Source organism: Cupriavidus sp. 05L411, from assembly GCF_056398045.1.
Genome location: NZ_JBFTOQ010000002.1, coordinates 82044 through 105454 on the forward strand (window position 1 = coordinate 82044; position 23411 = coordinate 105454).

Here is a 23411-nt window from a genome sequence, read left to right on the forward strand (position 1 = left end):
CATTGCAGCCGGCGCGCGCGCGGGAACGCCCCCGCCAGGGGCTCAGCGCTGGAGATTGCGGCGCTCCGTGGCGCTCAGCTGGCTGAGCTGCGACTCACTCAGGTTCATCTGGCCCAGCACCTGCACCACCCCGTTGGGGTCGTAGCTGGCCGGCGCCACCTTGGCGCCTTCCCTCGCCTTGGGCGCTGCCTCATCCGCATCCGTGCCAAAGCCGAGCACCCGCACCGTGAAGATCGACGGCAAGCCCTGGCGCGCCGCCGCGCGCTCGCGCTGCAGCGCGTCCTGCGCCGCGCCCACCGCCTGCGAAGCCGCCGCGCTGGCGTTGGTCAGCGCGCCAACGTTCACCGCGGCCAGCACGGGGATGCCGGTGGCCTTGCCCTGCACCTGGATGTTCTCGGCGTTGACCACGTGCAGCGCGCCAATGTTGATGTTGCCAGACACGCGGATGCCGGCTTCGCCCGCGTCGATGGTGCCCAGCGGCGCGATCAGGTCGATGTCGCCCGGCGGTACCTCGGGAACCGGGTTGAGCGTGGCGATGCCCGCGCCGGTGTTCGGCGTGGTGGGCGACAGCGTGACCAGGCCGATGCCGTCGTACACGCGCCGCTGCGGCGTGTAGACCACGGTGGACTTGGAGCCGCGCCCGGCGTTGATGTCGCCCTGCGCCGACCACGCCAGGATGTTGCCGCCAAAGGTGGTGAAAATGCGGCTCTGCCCCAGCAGGATGCTGTCCCTGGCGTAGATCTGGACCTCGCCGGCGCCCTGCGTCAGCACGCCCGAGCCCTCGCCCGGGACGAAGCCGCCATCCACGCCGACCAGCGTGCGCCCGCCTGGCGTCATGATGTCGATGTCGCCGCCGAAGTCCGTATGGATGCCGGCGTCCAGCAGGTCGTACACACCCATGTTGTATGGGTTGCCGGCCGCCTTGTACTCGTCGCGCCGCAGGTAGGTGACACCCTTGAGCGGCCGCTTGGTGGCTTGCGCCCCGGAGACCGGGGCGTAGTAGTTGGCGCTGCTGAACATGGTCAGGTCGCCCTCGTAGGCAAGCGCGTTGCCCTGCGCGTCATGCGTGGGGAAGAGCGTGGCGATGGCCTCCCGGCCGCGCAGATAGCTGCCTTCGCGCGGGCCACCCGCCTGGTTGTACTCGCGCCCGGCGGCCTTGAGCTCGGCGTAGTACACGTTGCGCAGGTAGGCCCGCTGCTGCTCGGGCGGCAACGCGGCGAAGAACTGCCGTGCGTCCATGCTGGCCGCGTCGAAGTGCAGGCCCAGGCCGTTATGCCCGCCAAAGCGGCCACTCAGCCAGTTGACCAGATGCAGCTGGCCGGCCAGCCCGTACTCGCGCCGCAGGTCGCGGTTGGGGGCGGCCGCGCCGGCCGCCAAGGCTTGCTGGCGCGCGCTGTCAAGCTCCGCCTGCTTGCCTTGCAGGTAGGCCGGCGCGCCGGCCTCGTCGCCCGCGTAGCCGAACTGGGCGCGCAGCCAGTCGGCCAGCTTCAGCTCGCCGCTGTAGATGGCCACCACCTTGCCCGGCTGATCGGCAAGCGCGCGGCCCGCGTCGGCCTGGTTGGCGGGATCCAGGTAGCGCCTGGCGAAGGCGTTGAAGTCCAGCCCGTTGCGGCCCACACCCGCCGCCACCGCAATGCTGGCGCCGCTGCCGCGGTCGCCCGGGATCACGTTGGCCACCGGCCCGATGCTCTTGAGCTCGGCCCGGTCGGCCATGTACAGGTCGCGCCCGGCGGTGACTTCCAGCAGGCCGGGACCGGCCACGTAGAAGTTGCTCAAGCGGATGTCGCGGCCCGCGGAGACCACGGACACATCGTCCGCGTTGTTGTGCACGATCAGGTTGCCACGCGCGCTGGCATTCAGGACCGGGACGGGTTTCTCGGCAAAGGTGCCGTCGCCGCGGCGAGGAGGAAGGAGCCAGCCGTGGCCATCGGCGGGCACGTCTTCGGCCTCGCCCAGCGCTGTGCCCGCGTTGACAAGGTCGCGCCCCGCGCGGATCGCCACCGGTCCGCTGCCTTCATACCAGTTACCGAACGTGAGGGCCGAACCGACGCCATTGGCACGGGAAATGATCGACCCCGTGCGCAGGCCGACGATATCGCCATCGACCGCATAGAAGCGCGCCGGCTGGCTGCCGGGGGCCGCGTAGCCCGAGGCCGTGGGTGGCGTGAAACTGAACAACGGGTAGGCCTGGTATGTATCTGCGCCGCCGTTGTTCGCCAGGAACACGCTGGCAGCCAGCCCGTCCGGGCTGATATTGCTCAGCTTCAGCGTGCCGTAGATGATCTTCACCGTGCTGCCGCTGAACGCGGCGTTGAACGGATTTGGCAGGGCCGTGGGATCGGCGCCAGACTGCGTGATCCCATAGCCGCCGGCGTAGATCGAATCGGCGGCCAGCAGCTCCAACTGGCCCGCGCCCGTGCGGGCATATTGCGGCCCCACTGGCGACGGAGCCAGCATCAGCGTGGTACTGGACTGGACCGGCCGGTTCGTTCCATCGATGGCGCCGGTGCTGGAATTGCCGTAGTAGAAACTGCCGCTGGCCGCCACCGCGCGCAGCACCGACGGCATCATGAAACGCCCGTCGGTCGCCGTATGGTTGCCGGAATTGCCATTGTCCGCCGCCGCGGTGGATGGCGTCAGATTACCGCCCGCGCTGAACAGGTCGATGGCGGTGCCCGGCGTCCACAGCGAGAACCAGGTCCAGCCGTCGCCGGTGTAGCTGGCGCCGTTGGCCCGGAACGGCGTGCCGTTGTTGACCAGCGCCACACGCCCCGGGTCGCCCACGCCGCCGAGCACCAGGTCGCCGCGCGCGTCGATGCGCACGCCGGCATCGCCGGGTACCAGCACCGGCCCGCCGCCGGCGATGGAGGACGTGGCCTTGTACACGTCGTAGGCGCGCGATTCGGCGGGATCCGCGCGGTCGAAACGCAGCTCGATGCCGCCCACCGAACCGGCCTCCATGCGCAACGCCCCGCGCAGGTTGACGAAGGTGCTGTTGATATCGCTATATACCCCCGAGTAGCGGGTGGCCGGCGTGACGTCACCTGTCTGCGAGGAGAAGGCGCGCACTTCCGCCACCGGGTTGAGCCCTCCGCCGATGCGGATGTCGAGGTCGCCGCCGCCGGTCAGGGTGAGCTGCTTGCCATCGGCCGAAACGCGGCCCGTGCTGGCCACCGCCAGGTTCAAGCCCTGGCTGCGCGACACATAGTTGCCGGATGCCGACATGCGCGACGACAGCATGCCGGCGTCGCCGCCGGCCTCCAGCACCAGGTTGCCGCCGCCCAGCGTGCCGATGCCGGTGAACCCGACCAGGAACGGCGCGCTCGCGAACAAGTCGTAGCCTCCCGTCGGGCCGGCCACATAGCTGCCGAAGTTGACCCACCAGGCGGTAGGCACGCCTTCGCTGCCTGTCACGGCGCTGCCGGTGCCCTGGCGCCACAGCCAGTTGCCAACAGCGGTGGAGCCGACGTGGGCGCGTAGGACGCCGATCGCGTCGGTCCGGGACTGGTTGCCTCTGACGCCGATCAGGTCACCCTTCACGTCGCCCTGGGCGCGTACCAGCACATTGCCGCCGTGCTCCGGGTACCAGGCGCGGTACAGGCTCTGGCTGCCACCATCGATATACGGCGCAAACGTCGTGCCATCCGGGCCCAGCAGCGTGCCGTCGAAGGCAGTGGCGCGTGGCAGGTTGTACGCCGCGCCCACGCCAGCGGACTGCGTACCGGCTGTGTAGACGCCGAACGGAGAGGTCATGGTGAAGTCGCCGCCCGAGATCAGGTCCAGGTCGCCGGTGCCGGTGCGCAGCACGCTGAAGAGCTGCTGCCGGGCCGGCTGCAGCTGCGCCTTGTACACCGGGGGCGTGCCGTCCTTGACCTTGACGACCAGCACGCCATATCCTTGGTCGTTGAGGTTCTTGACCTCTTCCTCCCCGCCCCATTCGTCCAGGTTGATCGGCGTGCCGGGCTCGATGCCGATGATTTCCAGCGAATTCCCCCCCCACACGTATTCGCCCGGCAAGCCGGTGCCCGGCAACACGACGTTCACCGAGACCAGGCCGTAGTGGGTGTCGGCCAGCAGCATGCCCGCCTGCTTGCTGTGCGCCTGCAAGGCGCGCGTGTCCGCGGCCTGCGTGTCGGCGCCGCTCACCAGCCGCACCGACCACGATTGCGAGCCCTCGGGCAGCATCGGCGCCAGCGCCCAGTTGCGGCCCTGGTTGCCGCTGGCGTCTCCTGGGCGCAGCGACACCATGACCGCGTCGTCCGGCAGCTTGACCACCGTTTCGCTCGGGATCACCGCGCCCTTGCGCAAGGCGAGCGCGTTCGCCAGGTAGACGCCTGGCGCGGTCTCCACGCTCGTGCCGGTCTGCGGCAGCGGCACGCCGGCAGGCCAGGTCATGGCTGCCACGCTGGCCCCGCCCGTGAGCCGGTTGCCGGCATCGAGCTGCATGCCGCTGGCCAGCGTCAGCGGCTGCGACAGCACCGTACCCGCCGCTTGCACGACATTGCCTTGCGCATCGCGCACCGCGCCACCCAGTATCGTACCGGCTGGCAGCACCAGGTCCGCCGCCAGCGTGGCGCGAGCGGGCAGCACCGTGCCGGGACGCAGGTTCACCGCCTTGATCGGCAGGTCGTAGTTGAGCGTGCGGCCGGACAGGAAGAAGGTGTCTTCCGCCAGCGTGACCATCTGGCCCTGCGGGATGACGACATCGCCGCCCCAGGGCACCCTGCCCTTGACCAGCACCCAGCCCTGATCGTCCGGGGTGACCGGCAGCGCCGAAGCGTCGAAGCCATCGGTCAGGCTGCCGTAGACATTCAGGTTGCCGCCCGCGCGCAGCACGAGGGCGCCGGCTTCGCCGGAGCCATAGACGCCGGTCTGCTGCGTGCGCGGGTTGACGCTGGCATAGCGGTAGCGCGACAGGTCGATGTCGCCGTCGATGTGCAGGTCGCCATCCGGCGTGGCGCTGACGATCTCCACGCCCGGGCGCAGGTGGAAAGCATCCGCATAGCCGCGCAGGCCGGCGAGCTTGCGGTTCATCAGGTCGCCGTTGGCCAGCGCATTGCCCATGAAGACCAGGCTATCTGCGTGCTTGGCGTCCAGGTAGGCCTGGTTGATGACCTGGTAGGGACGGCCGTCGGCCATCGGATCGGTGCCCCAGGCCGCGTCCTTGTAAGACCAGAAGCCGTTGACCGCGATGGAGCGCGCGCCGTCGATGCGCAGCGCGCCGCTGGCAACGATATCGATATCGTTGCCGGTGGCGCCGCCCAGGCGCGGGGCGTTGAGCTCAACCGTGCCGAGCGACTGTGCGCCTGCGCCGGTGCCGGCGCGCAGGTCCATGCGCGCGCCGCTCTCCAGCGTGAGCCGGCCCGTGCCGGCGTTGATCTCGATGGTGGCGCGGTTAGGCGCTTCGATGACCTGGCCGTAGCTGTCCACGCGCAGCACCGTGCCGTGCGCGTCGAGCAGCGCGCCGCCGCCGATGGTGACGCCGTTGCGCGCGGCCAGGCGGATGCTGCCGACCTGCTCGCCGCTGGCGTCGATGGTGCCGGTCACGGTGAGCTTGCCGCCGTCCACCGACACGCTGACCTCGCGCGCCTTGAGCTCGTCGCCGATGGCCAGGTCGCCCTGCTTGAGCTGGAAGCTGCGGATGCCGGAGAGCTTGCCGTCGTTGAGGCGCTGGTTCAGTCCCGTGAAATCGGCGATATGCTGCGCGCGGATATCCGCCCCGCCGGCTGCAAACGGCACCAGGGTGCCGCCGGCATCGTAGTGGCCGCTGCTGCCGCCCAGCACGCTGCCGCGCAGGTCGATGGTGCCCGCGTCCGCGCCCAGCGCGAGCACGGTGAGCTTGCCCGCGCGGTTCTCCTTGGCGGAAATGTCGATCAGCGCGCCCGCCGACTGGCGCACGTCGCCAGCGCGGCTTTCCAGCACCACGTCGCCGCCCCAGCTGTACTTGCTGACGTCATAGAAATCGAGCTTGCGCCCGGCCAGGTCGAGCCGCGCGCCGTCGCGCAACACCACGTCGCGCTCGGCGGACACGGTGAGCTTGCCGCTGGGCAGCACTACCGTGCTATCCAGCGCCACACTGTTGCCGTTGAGCGCGATCTCCGCGCCCAGGGCCTCGGCCAGGGCCTTGCCGGACAAGGCCGGCGCGGCGGCACCGGCAGGCGCGGTCAAGCGGATGTCGCCGCCGGCGGTGATTTTGTTGACCGAGCCCGCCTGGCCGGTCAGCAGCGGCGTGTTGAGATTCAGGTTGCCGCCGCTGTAGGCATAGCCCTTGGTGGCGTCGTCCCAGGCGCCTTGCGACTGGTAGACCGCGAGCGACCCCTTCTGGTTGGCGGTGATGCGCTCGCTGGCGTTGAGGTCGACCTGAGCGAAGCCCAGCACCATCCGGTCCATGGCGTGGATGGTATCGGGGCGGCTGTTGGGGCCATAGCCGAACTCGATCTGCTTCGCGTCGACCTGCAGGCGGCCGCTGCCCGTGCCGGCGCCGCCGGTTGCCACCAGCCCCGGCGCATTGGTCGCGCCGTTCCACACCAGGATATCGGTGTGGATGCGGGCCAGCGCATCGGCACTGCCATAGCCCTGGATGGCCGGCGTGCCCAGCACCAGGCGCGCGAGCGAGGACTTGCCGGTGGCCGGGTCGATGGTGGACAGCTCCACCGAATCATAGAAACGCAGCGCGTCGCGCGCGGTCAGCGCCAGGTTCTCCAGCGCCGGCGCGCCGGTGCTGGTGTCGCCCTTCAGGAGCCGGTCCAGCACCTCCTGGTTCAGCGTCAGGCCTGGCGGCAGCGCATTGCGCGCGGCCAGGTCCGCCAGCGTCGCCTGGTTGCCCGCGTTGATACCGCCGACCGACAAAACCAGGTTACGGGTGCCGTAGCGTGCCGCGTCGCGCAGGTTGAAGCTCTGGTCGGTCGAGGCCGCGATGGTGCCTTCGGAATACAGCGGCGTGGTGCCGTGGCAGACAGCACCCGGGCTGCAGGCCCCGATGTCGATGCGGCCCGCGCCCCGGAGGGGATCAGCGCTATAGCCGGGAGCCAGCATGTCCAGCCAGCCGTTGGAGACCGCCAGCACGCTGCTGGAGCCCGGGTCGTAGACATAGCCGTTGGTGGAATCCCAGGCCGCCTTGCCCTGCCCCAGCGTATTGATGCCGCCGCCCTGCTCCACGAAGATGCCACCGGATTTGGTACTGGTCACCAGGTACACCTCGGCGGCCTTCAGCACCGCGCCTTCGCGCAGGAAGATGCTCCACGCCCCGCTATCGAACGTGGCGATGTTGGCGCGTTGCCTGCTGCCGGTGTAGTCGACATAGCGCACTGACGGCAGCCCGCCGATGCCGATGCGCGAGGCGCCGATGGCATTGATATCCGCCGCGTACAGCGAGGTGCCGACAAAGCCCGGCGTCGGCGCCGCGCCGGTGGCCAGGATTTCGTAGCTGGTTTCGCCCATCATCAGCGCACTGCCGCCAAAGCCGCCTGCGGCGGGCGCATACAAGGTGCGCCCCGCAAAGTGCAGGACGGGTTCATCGCCAGGGGCGCGCGGCGCACTCGGCGCGAAGGACAAGCGCAGTGTCTTGGCGTCCCGCTCCAGCTGGACGCGTGGCACGCCCTCGCGTGCGGCCTGGGCCAGCGCGAAATCCGCGTAGCTCATCTCGTTGTATTGCGAATAGCTGCGCAATACGTCGGCAGGCGTCAGGAAGACCTGGGTAGGCACGGCATTGCGGATGCCTGTGTTGGCCACGCCCAGCTGCGCCGAGGCCGCGTACGAGCCATTGCGCATGGCCATGGCGCCGCCGGCCGCCAACGTGCCATGGCCAAGCCCGTTGAGCTCGACGCGGAACGCGCCGGGCAACAAGGCGAAGGTGGAAGGCAACAGCGTGTAGGTGCCGGCGGGCAGGCCCGGCACGCCGGCGCCGATGGTGATCTGGCGGCCGATGGCCGGATCGCTGGCCCCTTTCTCGGCCACCACCGGCGCATAGCCGGGCTGCACGCCCGGCACGATCGCATAGACCGGGTTGGTCGACAGGCCCGGCAAGGTGAAGCCGCCGCGGGCGCCGACCTGCACCAGCGGATTCATGCGCGCGTCCACCGAGCCACCGCGCCCGGCGAGGAAGGCCGCGCCGGTGAGCGTGCCGCCACCGCTCAGGTCCAGCACCGCGTCCTGCCGCACGTCGATCGTCTTGCCGGCCAGGGTGATGGCCGGGCCATTACCCACGCCGTTGAACGCCACGTCTTTGCCGTCGTGCAGGTAGCTGAGCCCGTCGAGCGAGCCGCCATAGGGCATGACCAGGCCGTTGGCGCTGATCGAGCTCACGCTGCCGGGCAACAGGTTCAGGTGCTCCGTCACAGCGCCATAGCCCACCGATCCCAGCTCGAGGTTGCCCAGCGGCGCCCGCACCACGCCACCCTGGTTGATGGTCGGGGCGCGGAAGGTCAGGCGGCCAAAGACGGAATAGGGCATGGCGGGCAGTTCATCGCCCACGCGCTCGATGTTGAGGTGGCGCGCCGGGTCGAATTCGCGCTGGACGTTGCCGTAGTTGTCGAGAAAACTGCGCTGTCCGACCGTCACCGAACCACTATCGTCCATGCCCGGGTAGATCTGCGCGGCCGCCAGCGTGAGGTTGCCGGGTACGCTCAGCGAGGCGGCGCGGTACATGCGCATGTCGCCGCGGCTGCGCAGGGTCGTTTCGTCGAAGGCACCTCGCTCCACCGTCAGCGATGTGTCAGCGTTGCGTTTGATGACGCCGCGCACGCCGAGCTGCGTGGCTGCCACCAGGTCCAGCAGATCCGCCTCGACTTGCAGCCGGGTGCCTTGCGACACCAGCGGCACGCCCACGGTGTTCACAGTGGGGTTGGGCATGTAGTAGAAGTCGGGCGGAACACGGGTCGTGCCGGCCAGGCGAACATAGGGCGCGGCCAGACTGACCTGGGTGCCGGCAGCGGCATGCTCCGCCAGCGCGATCGCGCTGGTCGTCAGGCGCAAGCTCTGCCCTACGGCCAGATTGACGTTGCCATCGAAGCTGATCAAGCCGTTGGCCAATAGTGCAACGTTGTCGAACCCACCCGCCCCGATGCGGTCCACGCCAATGCGCCCGGCGCCGTAGGCCAGGGCGGCATCGCGCTCGCCGGGCCGCAGTCCGGCCGCCAGCGCGGTGGCGCCCTGCGTTTGCGCCACCACCAGCTCGCGCGCGGCCCGCACCGCGTCCTCGACGCTGGGGCTCTTCTGGGTATAGTTGTCCACCGGTCCGTAGGCCGGTGTCTCCAGGTTCAGCGCCAACGTGCCGCCGGCGGCGCCCTGGCCGCCGGCGGCCGCGCGCAGGCTGCCGTCCAGGAACAGGCCGCGGAAGGAACTCAGCGCGATGACGCCACCGTCGCTCGCCACCTGCGTGGCGCCCAGCCCGGGCAGGTCCAGCCGCGCGGAAGCCCCAGAGGCATCGATGCGCGCGCCCGGCCGAACCACGACGAAGGCGTCCGCGGCGTCGATCTGGGTAGCGTCCAGGTTATGGCGCGCACCGATCTCGATCGTGCCACCCTGGCCCACCTTGCCATATACGTTCCCGCGCGCGTCGACAGCGGTGACCGCGCGGCCGGCAGCATCGAGCACGGCGCCTTTGCCGATCCAGATCGACATGGCATCGGCGATGCCGTTGGGCCGGTCCGCCTGGTTGCCGGTGCCAAGCTTGCCCGGCAGCAATGCGATATTGCCGCCCCAGGCGTTCAGCGTGCCCTCGACGGTGATCTGGCCATTGCCCTGCAGGGTCAGCGCACGGCCCGGATCGACGGTCACGGTGGCGCCCTGCCCGATGACCAGCGGCGCCTGGGTGTAGAGCGAACCGGCCGACAATGCCAGGTCGGCGCCGCCGCGCTGGGCCAGCGTGGCCTTGAGCGGGTCTTCCTGCCACAACGGCGGCAGCCAGCGCTCCAGGACTTGCGCCGGATCGGCGCCGCTCGCCACCGCGTGGCCCGCGGCGGCGTCAAAGCGCAGCACCGGCATCGCTACCGCCACGTTGGCATCCCGGGCGACCTGCACGCCTTGCTGGGCGGCCACGGCGTAGCGCGAGAAGCCGCTCTGGAACACCTCGTTGCCGATCACCAGCAGCGGCTTGACCGCCACCGCGCCCGGCAGCTTCGTGCCGGCCAGCAGCCTGGCGCCCTCGGCGAGCACCACGTCCTTGGGCAACGGCGTGCCGGCCTGCAGGGTGCTATTGAACTCGGGCACGGGGATGCCGTTGGGAAAGACGTCCGCCGGCACCACGTAGCCAGGTGCCAGGTCGCCCGATGAACCTACCAGCACGGTACCGGCGGGGGCGATGTTGCCGTTGGAATAAAAGCGGCCCTTGTCGTCGATGACCGCGAAGTTCCAGGTCGTGCCGCGCGGCACCAGCCACGGCGCTTGCAGCGTGACCTTGCGCGTCGCGCTGAACACCGGGTTGCCTTGCATCGCCTGGCCCGGCGCCACGGTGTCCGCCGCGTAGGTGAAATCGCTGGCCAGCACCGTGCCGGCCGGCAGCGTGACCGGCTGCGCCAGCGTCAGGTTGACCGATACCGACTGGCCCGCCGGCAACAGGCCGCTGTCGGCCAGCAAGCCGCCGCCGATGGCAATGCCCACGCCGGTATCGATGGTGAGCGTACCCCCGCCCTTGACGCCATAGCCGCGTAGTTCGCCGTTCATCCGCAACGCGCCGGAACCTTTGCCAGCGACGTCGTTCTGGTTGGACAACAGCGTGATATTGCCGCCCCGCCCGCCTTGCACCTTGTTGCCGGCAAGCAGCGCCGCGCCCGACGACACATCCAGCACGCTGCCCGTGCCAAGGGTGACGTCGCCAGTGCTGCTGATGGTGACCACGCCGCCATTGAGATAGGGCAGCCCGCCGATCCGGGTGAAGTCCAGTTCGAGGTTGGACCACAGCCCCCGCCCATCCAGCGTGACACCTTGCCCCACCGAAACGCCGGGCGTATAGCCCTTGGCCGGTATCACCGCCACCGGCACATCCAGCCAGGCGCCACCGGCGCTGCTGGTGTACTGATTGATCATGTTGCCCAGCGCGATGCGGCCGCCGCGCGCCACAAGGTCCGCCCGGACATCCACCTGCGTGGCATGCAGCGCGAGGTCGCCGCCCGCGGCCACTTGCACGGGGGCGCCAATGTCGATGCCGTCCCTGGCGTAGACCTTCAAGGCGCCCAGGCCCAGCCCATTGATCCACCCGGCATCCAGGCGCAACTTGCCCTTGCGCTCGTCAGGCAGCGCGTCCGTCATGGCCAGGCCATCCGCGATGCCTTGCACGACGCCGATATCCACCTGTTTCACCAGTGCCTGCGGGCTGTCGCGCAGCATGCCGGTCTTGCTGTCGTAGATCGGCGTGAGTTGCCCGACGATCAGTTGGCCGGCACGTGGCGCGGCGATCTGCGATTGCTTGTAGCCGTCCAGGCTGACATCACGCGCGTCGCGCTGGCGATCGCCCTGGAATACCGTGGTGTCGATATGGCCTTCGAGCACCGCGGACTGCGTGCCAACGACCACGCGCCCGGCATCGCGCCCGACCGTGTAGCCGTTCTCCAGCCGCTCGCCCGGCGCGATCAGCGGGCTGAGGAAGTATTCCGTGGTGTTCTTGCCCCAGCGCGCGTGCGCGTTCTCGAAGCCGCGATACAGCCCGGTGTAGACGTTGTCCGCAGGCGCGGTAGCCAGGTTATACAAGCGAGCGTCGGCTCCCCTGAGCCAGGTCTGCTTGATGATGCCGCTCTGCACGTTCAGCGAACCGCCGGAGACGTTGATGCCGGACCCGGCCTGCGTGACCAGCTCGCCGCCGCTGAAGGCCACGGTGCCGCCCTGCGCGGCCCATTCGCCGATGCTGTGGCCGCCGGTGCTCAGGTAGCCGCTGACTTCCAGCAGGCCGCCGCCCGTGTACATGCGCTCGGTGGCATAGCCGTTGGTGCCCGCGGCGACGCGCACCAGGGTGCGGCGGTCGATCCAGATATTGGCGTTGTTGAGCAGCTTGCTGTCGCGGTTGAGCGGGGCGTCGCGTTGCTCGTTGCCCTGCACGTTGATCATGACGTTGTTGGATTCCATCGCCACGCTGACGCCCACGGCGCCGGCCACGTCGATCGCGGCGCGGTCCGCCACGCGCGTGCGGCGCACGGCGCCCACCATCACCTGGCCGCCGGTGGCGAGCGTCATCGAGTCGGACTGGAAGTCGACGTCGCCGCTGGAATCGATCTTCACCAAAGACTGGTCGCGCCGGTTGTAGGCGCCGTCGCTCAGCCGCGCGGAATCCTTGATCAGCGCATCGCGCTGCGCATCCAGGGCCGTGGCGTTGCTGTCGTCGAGCAGGATGGCGCTGACGCTGCCGGGCCCCAGGATCACCCGGCTCTCGGCGTCGCCTACGGCTTTGAGGTGCAAGGTGCCGCGCGTGTTGACCGAGGTGCTGGACAGCGCCACGCCGGACTGCTCCACGCTGCGGCCAACCAGCGTGATGTCGCCGGTCGCCGCCTGGAGAAAGCCGCTATTGCTCACGCGGCCTGCCAGGCTGCCGGCGTTGCGCTGCACGCTGACCTCGTTGCCGCGCGTGCTCGAATCCTGGTTGGCATCGGTGCCAACGCCCTTGCGGATGATGAAGCTGTCGCCGGCGGCCAGCGTGACCTGCCCGCTTGGCGAGGAGATGGAGCCGTGGTTGTGCGCCTCGCGCCCGGCCAGGAGTACATAGCCGCCACCTTCGGTCACCGACTGCGGCTTGCGCGTCTCGATGCGCGCGCCGGCCTGGACGATCACGTCGCCCGTGGCATTGCCGTTCGATGACGTGCTCGGGGTGCTGACCAGGTCATTGGCAAAGGTCGGCACATAGCCGACACCCAGCGCATCGCTGTACAGACCCTTGCGGAATTGCGAATCCGTCATGCCCGCTGCTGCCGCCACCAGGTTGCGCGTGTCGACCTGGCTGCTGCCCGAGAACACGATGCCATTGCGGTTGACGATCATCACCGTGCCGTCTGCCTTGATCTGCCCCTGGATCTGGCTGGGCCGCGCCTGCGGATCGTTGACGCGGTTGAGCACCGCCCAGCTCGGCTGCTGGTCGAACTGCACCGTCGTGTTACGCCCGACGTTGAACGTCTCCCAGTTCAGGATGGCCTTGTCCGCGGTCTGCCGGACGGTAACCTGCGTCCTGCCGTCGACGACCTTCTGCCCGGTTTCCTTGTCCAGCGGCCTCGCATTGATCCAGCCCGCGGTGAGGCTATTGGTATCCACCTTCAGGCCGCCTTCGGCCAGGCCATCGGGCACCGACGCATCGTTCATCGCTGCCTGCCGCGCAGCGGCCTGCGCGGCCTGCATGGCAGCGATGCCGCGCGCCGCCACGTTCAGGTTGTCGATGGAGCGTTGCAGTTGTTCGTTAGCGCGTTGCTGTTGCGCCTGCGGGTTGGTAAGCGATGCGGCGGGCTGGCCATTGGGCAGGCGACCGGTTGCCGCCGCCGTGTCCTGCATCATGTTCTTTTGCGCCATCCAGGCACGGCTGAAGGCTTGTTGCGCATGCGCGCTGTGCATGCTGCCACCGGCTGCCACGAGCAACGCGATGGCGTGGGCCAGGGGTCGGATCGTGAGTACCGTTCTGCTGAATCGCGTTGTCTGTCGCGAGGGCATCTTCTTGTAGTGAACGCGCATGTTCATTCTGGCTTCCATTCCCGTCTAGCTCATTCGGCGTGGCCCGCTCGCCCGGCATTGCTTGGCATTGCTTGACGAACAGGCACTGCGATCATGTCCATCGATGGCAAGCGCCGTCGATGCTCCTGGGATCTAGACCGTTGGGCGCGGGAGAATCGGCAAGGTTTTATTTGAAGATTTCGTGACAGGGGGATAGGGGGGGGTTATTGGGGGGGTATTGGGCGGCTTCTGGTTGCTGTTGGCGTTTGGGGGCGGGGTTTTATTGCTTCTAGCTGCTGGCGCGGCTGTACGGTATTGGCTGTTTTATAACGTGTGAGATGTCACTTTTCTTTACTCGTAAAGAGAAGTAACCAAAAGAAAGCGATCCTTGCAGGAGGCTGGCTTTTCTGGGTTGCGCAGCCCGGTGGATTCGTCGTCAGGCCCCGGGTTTTAAAGGACTCGTGCCGTTACCGGTTTAAAGGACCACTATCCAGCAAATGACGCTGGTTTCGTGGTGAGGCTGCTCGGTAGCGGCATCCCTGCTCGTTCACACATCTGCCGGTACCGGTCCGAAGCGCCACGATATATCACGCTATGATGGTTTCGTGATGGGGTGGGCGCGGTGAAGAGATTCTTCGGCCTATCAAATCGGTGCCACCGCGCCCACGACGGAAACGGGACGCCTGCAACTTCGTGGCCGCCCGCACCGCGAGCGACAGACGACTTGAAATTCGTGATGGTGGCTACCGGTGGGGGCCACCACGAAACCCTGGGCATTAGCAACGTCGTGGTGATCTAAACTGGTAACGGCACGAGTCCATTAGCACCCAGGGCCGTACGACGAAACCTTTGGGATTCCCAATGACGCCACGCCAGCCTCCTGCAAGGATCGCTTTCTCTTGGTTACTTCTCTTTACGAGTAAAGAGAAGTGACATCTCACACGTTCCAAAACGGCCAATACCGTACAGCCGCGCCAGCAGCTAGAAGCAATAAAACCCCGCCCAAAAACGCCAATCTGCGCCAGCAGCGCAAAAAAAGCCCCCTTAAGAAACACCTAACTAAGCAACACAATCCCCCCCGGCAACGACCGCACCTCCAACCCAAGTGAGCGCTGCATCTGCGCAATCGCCTTATCCAGCGACCGAATCTGAAACCGCCCCGTCACATGCCTGCCCGCTACCCGCTTATCCAACAACACCACCCTACCCGGCCGGTAGCGATTGATCTCCTCAACCACCTCACGCAACGGCGCATCGGCAAACCGCAGGTAGCCATCGCGCCATGCCGGCATCCATGTCGGATCGACACGCACGATGCGTCCGAGCGCAGCACTATCGTAGGTGAGTTGCTGCTTGCCGCTCAGCGTCGCGATGCCCGCGGCATGCGCCACCTGCACGGTCCCCTCGACGCAAGTCACGCATACACCGGCAGGCGTGACCCGCACTTCAAACCGCGCGCTCTGCGCAAACGCGCGCCCCGGCCCGGCGACCACCGCGAACGGCCGTGGCGCATTCAGGGTATCGACGGCGGCTTCGCCGGAGATCAGGTCGATGCCCTGCACACGCCCCGCGCCGGAGCGCACGGCAATACTGGTGCGCGTATTCAGCTCGACGGTGACATCCTCGGCCAGCGCCAGCCGGCGTTGCTCGCCGGTCGCGGTGCGGTAGTCCGCGCGCATCTCCTCCACGGAAGGCCACAGGCCCAGCGGCGGCCGGATGACGGCCACCGTCGCCGCGGCTGCCGCCGCGCTCATGGCGCTGCCGAGAAATGCACGCCGCTGCCAGTTCGGCGCGCGCGGCGTCCCGGCAAAACGCAGGCTGGCCGGGTTGCGGGCCACCACCAGCTGGCTGGCCTCGCCCAGCTGCTCCCATCGCTGCCGTGCCATGGACAAAGCAGCTTGGTTGGCGGGATCGGCCATGCACCAGCGCCGCAGCGCAGCGCCGTCGGCCTGTGTCATCTCGCCCGCCGCCACGCGGCGCACCCAGGCGAGCGCCTGCCGCTCGATCGCATCAAGCGTGCGTTCCGGTTGTCGCGCAGGAATCATCATTCGTATCATGGCATCAAGCGAGCCGCCACCGTGGTTTGCCTGTGGACATAGACAAGACGGTTGGGAAGCAACAGATCGGCATGCTTTTTTTCATCCATGCTTGGGGCTATGGGCCATGCAGTACTCATGGGCCCGCTTGAGCTCCAGGCCGATCAGGCGCGGCGACACGCCGAAGCGCACCGCGGCCTCCTGGTTCGACAGTTCATCGACCCGCACCGCGAGGAAGATCGCCCGCCGGCGTGGCGGCATGCTTTCGATGAGGCGTGCAACGGCCTCGACCTCGTCACGCGCCGCAACCGTTTGCGCAGGGCCGGGCGCGGGGTCGACGATCTCGGCCATGAGCGTCTCCATCTCCTCGGCGCTCATGTAGCGGCGGTCGCGCTGCAGCCGGTCCAGCGCCAGGTTGGTGGCCATGCGCATCAGGTAGGCGGCCGGGCTCTTGACCGGCTCGCCCTCCTCCTTGCGGTCTTCCAGGTGCACCCAGGTATCGTGCAGCGCATCGCTGGCGAGCTCGGCCGAGCCCAGGCGCCATGTCAGGCGGCGCTTGAGGTCGTCGTAGCGTTGCGCGAGCAGCTCGCGCAAGCTGGAGCGGCTGGAATCGCTCATCTATCGGCTCGCCTGCCGGCCGCAGGGCGGCTGGCACGAGCCGGAGCGGGCCGCCGCGGCGTCACAGCGCACCGGCTTGACCAGCAGCACGAATGCCTTGGCCGGATCCCCGGGCGGCTGGCCCACATCGACGTGCTCCACGGTCTCGATGATGGCCGCATCGCGCGCCTTGTCGCCGGTGGTGTCCAGCAGGCGCACGTGCGCAACGCGGCCGGCCGCGTTGAGCTGCACATAGAGCGCGAGGCGATAGTCCCCGAGCGCGAGCGCGGGCCGCGCGCATAGCGCCTGATAGACCTGCGACTGCACGGCGCCGTCATATTGCCGCGCGGCGCTGGCCGGGGGCTGCGCGACGGCCGTGTCCGCGTAGCGCGGCGCGGGCACCAGCACGAAGGCATCGGCCGCGGCTGCCTGCACGCTCAGCCCCGTGCCCTCGAGCATCTTGCGCAAGGCGTTTTCCGGGCTGAAGGTACCGTGGACGGCAGTCGAGGTTCGCCCCGCTGCCAGCTCGGAGGAAAAGAAGACGGACAGGCTGGTCTGCGCGTCGTATTGCGCCAACGCTTGCTTGAGCGGCTGGGCCGGCAGGTCGAACGCCATCTCCACCGCGCCGCGATTGGCCGGCTGCTGGGCGCGGGTCTGCTGGCAGGCGAGGCATAGGGCCAGGACCGCCATATAGACGACCAGTGCGCGCGCACCGGGGGCTGCGACCAAGCTTGCCATCACGATCCAATGCCATGTGCGTTGAGGAGTCCTTGCCGCATCGGGCGCTTGGCCCAAGTGCATACCCGTGCGCATCGTAGGGATCCAATGTGACGCCGCCGTGAAGGCGTGCCAGCCACTGCCGCGACATGGCTCACTCCTCCTGCCCGGGACCCGCCGGCTGCCGCGTCTCGATCGCGATAAACAACCGTGCATTGCCGCGCTGGACCAGCAGCGCCACGGCGCCGTCCGCCGCGCTGGCCTCGTCGGCCAGCGCCTCGATGCTGTCGACCGGCTGGCCGTTGACGGCGAGAATCACGTCGCCGGCGTTCATGCCGGCGCGTGACGCAGCCGCGTTCACGCGCTGCACCAGCAGGCCGCCGTCGATACGCAGCACCTGCCGCTCTTGCGCCCACAGCGGCCTGACCATCATGCCCAGCGGCGCGTGCCCGGGCGCGGCCGGGCGCGCCACCCGTGGCGCGTCGAAGCGATCGGGCCGCACCTCCAGCACGAGCGCGGCGCGGTCCCGCCAGATGCGCAGCGGGACGGTGACGCCGGGGGCCAGGTCCGCAATGAAGATCAGCGCATCGGCGGACTGCACGACGTCGCGCGCGCCCACCTGCAAAATCACATCGCCCGGCTTCATGCCGGCCCGGCTGGCGGCCCCGCCGGGCTGCACATAGCTCACCAGTGCGCCCGCAGGCCGGGGCAGGCGGAACGAATCGGCCAGGGCCTGCGAGACTTCCTGCACCGCCACGCCGATACGACCGCGTGTCACCGCGCCCTGGCGCAGCAACTGGTCCTTGATGCGCATGGCCACATCGATGGGAATGGCGAACGACAAGCCCTGATAGCCGCCGCTGCGGCTGTAGATGCGGGAATTGATGCCGATCACCTCACCCTTGAGGTTGAACAGCGGGCCACCGGAGTTGCCGGGATTGACCGGCACGTCGGTCTGCAGGAAGGGCATGTACTCGGCGCCAGGCAGCACCCTGCCCTTGGCGCTGACGATGCCGGCCGTGACCGAGTTACTGAAACCATAGGGTGAGCCGATGGCCAGGGCCCAGCTGCCCACCTCCACGCTGGCTGCGTCGCCGATCTTCACCGTCGGCAAGCCGGTGGCGTCGATCTTGAGCAGGGCAACGTCGGCAACGGCATCCAGCCCGATCAGCCTGGCCTTGAACTCGCGCCGGTCGGTCAGCTTCACGCTGGCCAGCGACCCGCGCGCGACCACGTGCGCGTTGGTGAGGATATAGCCGTCGCCGCTGAGGATGAAGCCCGAGCCCAGGCTGGTCTCGTCGACATTGTCCTGGCCCTGCGCACGCCCGCGCAGCGGATCGGGCGATGCCTCGCGAGCCACACCGATGTTGACCACGGCCGGGCCATTCTCGCGGACCAGCCGCGAGAAATCGGGCGCGGCTCGCCCCGACGCCGCCTGCAGCGGCGCGCATCCGGCCGTGCCTGCCGCCAGCGCAAAGAGCAGCGCCATGGCGGCAAAAGCCAGCGAGCGCCGCGCGACACCGCTGCGGCGGCCCAGGTCGAAAGCCATCGCCACATCAGCTCGCTTGCGCGCCATCCAGCCCCAGCTCCAGCTCCAGCACCATGGGCTGGCGCATATCCGGCGGCGGCGGCTCGGGCAGCGCCTTCGTCATCAGCACCGCGCGCAGGTCCGCATCGGCCTGCGGATTGCCCAGCGAGTCGAACTCCATGCGCTCCACGCGGCCATTGGGAGCAAGCCACACACGCATCACCAATGTCGCGGACGGCTGCGCGCGGGCCTGCATCCAATCCTGCAAACGCAGGGCGCTCGCGTCGGCCGCGTCGCCCAGCCGCGCCTGGAACTCCGTGCTGGCCAGTTGCGCATAGCGCATCCAGTGCTGCGGGAACGGCTGCGCCGGGGCGGCGGCGGAAGACGCCGCGCCCAGGCCAAGGCCCACCAGCCCCAGCGTACGAAGCAAACGCCCCCACATTTTCCGGGGCGCAGCCAGCTTGCGCACGGCAGGGCTGGCCTGCCGGCTTGGCTCAATCGGGGAATGCATCGAAGTTCCTGTCTTTCGTCATGGTGCGTTGGTCACTACGCGGCGGCTGCCTCTTCCTGCGCAGGTGCATCCGCGGGAGCATCCGCAGCTGCATCCGATGCCGCCGGCTGGAAGTTGCGCAGATGCAGGAAGAACTGGCCCATCATCTGCGTCCACAGCTGCAGCGCCACGGTGAGATAGTCGGGGCCCACGCCGCCGGAGATCACCACGTCCATCTCAAGCACCAGGAATTCGCCGTGCTGCGCGACGCGCGCGAAGCGCTTGGCGCGATGCCAGTCGCCCAGCACACCCTCGGGCAACGCGCCGCCTTGCACCCGCAGCGGGCAGCTCAGCGTGAAATCCAGGTACGCATCCGGCGCAACCGAGTTGCCCCAGAGGACCTGGAAGCCAACGCCGTGGCTGGCACTGTGCAGGCGCAGCACGCCGTCCTGCTCGATGGCCGTCACGGCGCAGCCTGCGGCCTTGATGGCATCGCAGACCTGCTCCGAAGTCACTGCCATCAACAGTGCGGGCTGGCTGTCTGCCGAGGTGTCGATCTGGGTTGCGGTGGTGTTCATGGGTATCCTGGTGTTTAAATGATTGGGACTTGGATTGGAACTTGGATCGGGATCGGGATCGGGATCGAGGCTTGCGTGACCGGGCGCCGTGATCCGCGCCCGCATCCTTTTTAGTTCGCCTTCTGCAGCACGGCATCCAGCGCGGCGGTGTCGATGCTGGCCGCGCCTGGCGCAACCAGCTTTGCCATATAGGCCTGCACGAGCTGCTGCTGGCGTTGCTGGCGCATGGCCGCCACCAACTGCGGCTTGATCTCGTCGAGCGTAGCAATGCGGCCAGCCTGCGTGTCCAGCAGCTTCATCACATGAAAGCCCGCGGCCGATTGCACCGGGTCGCTCACCTGGCCAACCTTGAGCCTGGCAACGGTGTCGCGCACTTCCGGCAGCATCTGCGCCAGCGGCAGCGTGCCGACCTCCCCGCCGCGTTCGGCACCGCGGGGATCCTGCGAGCGGCTCTTGGCGAGCGCTGCGAAATCGCCCTGGCGCGCCTGCGTGGCAAGCTTGCGGGCTTCGTCGCGTACCTTGGCCATGGCCGCGGCATCGCTGCCCTGGGTGGCCAGAAAGATCTGTGCGACGCGGTAGGTGGCGGGCACCTGGAAGTTCGCCTTGCCGTCTTCATAGGCCGCCTTCACCTCGAGCTCGGACGGATAGCCCGCCGGCAACTGCGTGACCGACTCCAGGTAGGTGGAGGCGACAATCCGCGCGGAGATCTCGCGCACGGCGGCATCGACGCGCGCCTTCACCTCGGGCCGTTCCGCCCAACCCTTGCCCTGTGCCTCACGCAGCAGCGCCTCACTGGCCAGGCGCTGGCGCAGCCAGTTCTCGATGCCCGCGCGGTTGCTCCTGGCCGCGGCGCGGTCCGCTTCCGGCAGGCCCTGCAGCAGCCGCTCCACGTCCTCCTGGCCAACGGTGACCGAGCCGGCGCGCGCCACCACCGGACCGCTTGCCGTGGCAGGCTCCGCGGCCTGCACCGGCGCTGCGCTCAGCCACGAGGCCAGCAGGACGCCGATGGCCGTGCGCACGGGCGGCAGCATGGACTGGACATGCGATTTCATTCGAGTCATCTGTGTCTTACCTTTTCTCTCCGGGAGCGCGGGCGAACGCCTGCGCGGGCCGGCGGCATCGCCTTGCCCACGCGCTGGCCTGCGCTCCTCATTACATCGCAGCAACATGACAAAACACTCACGCCCCAGCAACAGCAGGCTCGGCGCCACCGCCATGCGCGGTCCGTTGCTGGCTTTGCGCGTCATGGGCGTGGCGTCTCTGCCGCGCCCGTGGCGCTTGTGGTGCTCGTGGTGCTCGTGGTGCTCGCTGCAGCATTGACATCGGCAGCCGCCCGCGCGGGTGCGTCGGCGGCTGCCGCGGCGCCGGCCGCAAAGCGCCCTTCGTACAGCTTGTCGCCATACTCCTGCGCGATCTGCTCGAACTTCACCCGGCTCTGCGCGGCGAAGGGCTGGCGCGCGATCATCACCGTACCCAGGTCCACCGTCTCGTAGGCGCGCAGGATCTCCTGGCCCACTGCGTAGAGCTTCGCGTTCTTGGCCTCGCACTGCGCCACGGTGGCGTGCAGCGTCTTGGCCTCCAGGGCCAGGCGCTGGCGGTCCGCCTCGGCTGCGCGCGCGAGCTTGAGCAGTTCGTCATAAGCATTGCGGTACTGCGCAATCTGCGTGCTGGCCTTCTCGGCAACCGCCTGTGCCTGCTGTTGCGCCTGCTGGTTCCTGTCACTCAGCCGTTCGCGCTCCTGGCGCTCGGCAGCGAGTTGCGCGCGGGCACGCTCCAGTTCCTTCTTCGCGTCGGCATCCGCGCCGGATGGCGCGGCGCCGGCATGTGGCGCGCCGGCCTTGAGCGCGGCCAGTTCGTTCTGCGCCTGTTGCAGCTGCGTGGTGGTGATGCGCAGCTGGGCGCGCAGGCGCTCTTCCATGGTCTGGGCCGGCTGGGCGTGAGCCGCTGCGCCGGCCATCATGAAGCTGGCGGCGAGCGCCAGCGGACGCCAGGCGCCGCGCAAGCATGATGTGGATGACACGGTATCCCTCCTAGAAGCGCGTGTTGATCTCGACCTGCAAGATATCGATCGCCAGCGGCGGGCCATAGACCTCCTTGGTCGACGTCCAGCGGCCGGTCACCCACGTGTTCTTGTCGAGCGCGTACGAGCCGCCCACGTAGTAGCCGCGTGCGTTGGTGCCGCCCAGGTGAAAGGTCGAATCGTTGTAGCCGTCCGGCATGGCATCCGGCTCGATGCGCTTGTAGCCAAGCAGCATGTTCCAGTCGCCCTTGGCAAGCGTCACGGGCTTGCCCAGCGTGGCCTGGAACATATAGGCGTTGCCGCCGCTCTTGAAGTCCGCGCGGCTGGTGCCGCCGCTGCCGCCGAAGTTATTGACGATGCCGCCGTTTGCGCGCGAGAACATGCCGCCCTCGTCGTAGGCCAGGTTGCGGATGTAGTTCGCATCCATGCGCAGGCCGAGGCTTCCCGCCACCTTGGTTTCCCAGCGGAAGTTCAGGTCCAGCAGCTGGAACTTGGACGCCAGGCCCACATATTGCGGCTGCGGCGTGCCGGCCGGATCCAGCGGATTGAGCGCGATATTGCGCAACAGCATCAGCGTGTTGCCCTTCTGCATGAAGGCCGGGCGTGACCAGTCGGTGCTGCAGCCGTCGGCGCCGGCGTACAACGCGCAAGGCTGCGACACCTGGCCGCTGACGTTGCGGAAATCGTAGTACGCCAGCGCACCGCGCAGGCGATTGTCGTTGTTGAGCTTCCAGCTCGCGCCGATCTGCGCACCCAGCAGCCATTTCTTCTCGCTGCTCGCCTTGTTCTGGCTACGGCTGGGGAAGCTGTCGGAGGAATACTCGAGCGGCACCAGGCCGAGTGTGCCGAACAGGGCGACGTCCCGGTTGGGCAACGCCTTGTCGAACTGCGCGGCCAGGCCGTCGAAGTTCAGGTCGTTCGAGAACAGCAGGTCGGACGACACGAACGGGTTGCCGAAGCGGCCGGCCGTGAGGTTGACCCATTCCGCCGGCTTGTAGGACAGCCAGCCCTGGTCGAGCCACACGTTCTTCTTGGCCAGGCCGCCGCCCAGCGTCTGGTTGGTGGACACCGGGCTGTCGTCGTTGCCGGTGGCAATGCGGATGCCCGCGTGCGTGCTGTCGGAAATATCGGCCAGCACGCCGAACCTGGCGCGGGCACGCAGCAGGCTCACGCGGTTCTGCCGCGTGTTGACCAGCGGCGGCAGCGAGAGATTGGTGTTCGGGTTGACGTCAAAGCCGCTGCCCTGGTTGATGGCCGCCCAGTCGATGGCGATATCGCTGTTGTTGCTGGAGTAGAAGCGCGATTCGTCGCGCACGCGCACGTCGCCTTCGATGCGGATACGCTTGGTCCACTCCGGCGTTTCGTTTGGTGCCGCCCAGCCTTCGGCCTGGGCCTGGGCCATGACCTGACCCTTGACCTCGTCGCGGATCTGGTCGCGCACGGTGTCGGAAATATAGGGCACGCGCACGTCGCCCGGCTCCACGCGCATGCCGCCGGCAGCGGCGGCCGGGGCTGCCGATGCCACGCGCTGCGCCTGCTGCTGCGCCATGGCTTCGGTCTGGGCCTGGGCAAGCAAGGCTTCGCCGGCATCTTTTTTCAGGGCACCACTTTGCATCAGGCCACGGATCAGCTTGACCATGGTGCTATCGGCGGGCGCCGCGCTTTGCGCGTAGCCCGCGCCGCTTGCGCCGAGCAGCGCGATCGCCATGGCGGCGGCCAGCGCGTGGGACTTGCGTGCCGGCTCCACATGGCGCCGGGAGTTTGCTGGATGGTTCATCGGTTCGTTCACGAGAATGAGGTGGAATAGGTAGGGCATGCGGTGAGA

The 23411-nt window shown here is 68.4% G+C and carries 10 protein-coding genes; all 10 read right to left on the reverse strand.

Annotated elements, in window-relative coordinates; all coding sequences use genetic code 11:
* Positions 1–42 precede the first annotated feature (42 nt).
* Positions 43–13647, reverse strand: coding sequence for a filamentous haemagglutinin family protein (locus tag AC1DQR_RS02655; RefSeq protein WP_477132478.1), 13605 nt, complete (start codon positions 13645–13647; stop codon positions 43–45).
* 1028 nt (positions 13648–14675) lie between these two features.
* Positions 14676–15668: a FecR family protein gene (locus AC1DQR_RS02660; RefSeq protein WP_416049280.1), complete on the reverse strand. Its 993-nt coding sequence runs from the start codon at positions 15666–15668 to the stop codon at positions 14676–14678.
* Positions 15669–15758: 90 nt separating this feature from the next.
* Complete coding sequence (locus tag AC1DQR_RS02665) at positions 15759–16274, reverse strand: RNA polymerase sigma factor (RefSeq protein ID WP_150984208.1); 516 nt, start codon at positions 16272–16274, stop codon at positions 15759–15761.
* Positions 16275–16991 (reverse strand): STN domain-containing protein, encoded by a 717-nt coding sequence (locus AC1DQR_RS02670; protein ID WP_416049281.1) that lies wholly within the window; start codon positions 16989–16991, stop codon positions 16275–16277. It lies immediately after the preceding gene.
* Positions 16992–17124: 133 nt separating this feature from the next.
* Positions 17125–18546 (reverse strand): trypsin-like peptidase domain-containing protein, encoded by a 1422-nt coding sequence (locus AC1DQR_RS02675; protein ID WP_477132479.1) that lies wholly within the window; start codon positions 18544–18546, stop codon positions 17125–17127.
* Positions 18527–19009, reverse strand: coding sequence for a YbaB/EbfC family DNA-binding protein (locus tag AC1DQR_RS02680; RefSeq protein WP_477132480.1), 483 nt, complete (start codon positions 19007–19009; stop codon positions 18527–18529). The genes AC1DQR_RS02675 and AC1DQR_RS02680 overlap by 20 nt, the downstream gene beginning before the upstream one ends.
* 35 nt (positions 19010–19044) lie before the next feature.
* Complete coding sequence (locus AC1DQR_RS02685; RefSeq protein WP_416049283.1) at positions 19045–19566, reverse strand: YbjN domain-containing protein; 522 nt, start codon at positions 19564–19566, stop codon at positions 19045–19047.
* 110 nt (positions 19567–19676) lie between these two features.
* A complete protein-coding gene (locus AC1DQR_RS02690) occupies positions 19677–20618 on the reverse strand; it encodes a peptidylprolyl isomerase (RefSeq protein WP_477132481.1) in 942 nt (313 codons plus the stop codon).
* 191 nt (positions 20619–20809) lie between these two features.
* Entirely contained in the window at positions 20810–21586 is a 777-nt protein-coding gene (locus AC1DQR_RS02695; protein WP_416049285.1) for a hypothetical protein, read from the reverse strand.
* 10 nt (positions 21587–21596) lie between these two features.
* Positions 21597–23363 (reverse strand): putative porin, encoded by a 1767-nt coding sequence (locus AC1DQR_RS02700; protein WP_416049286.1) that lies wholly within the window; start codon positions 23361–23363, stop codon positions 21597–21599.
* Between the last annotated feature and the right edge of the window lie 48 nt (positions 23364–23411).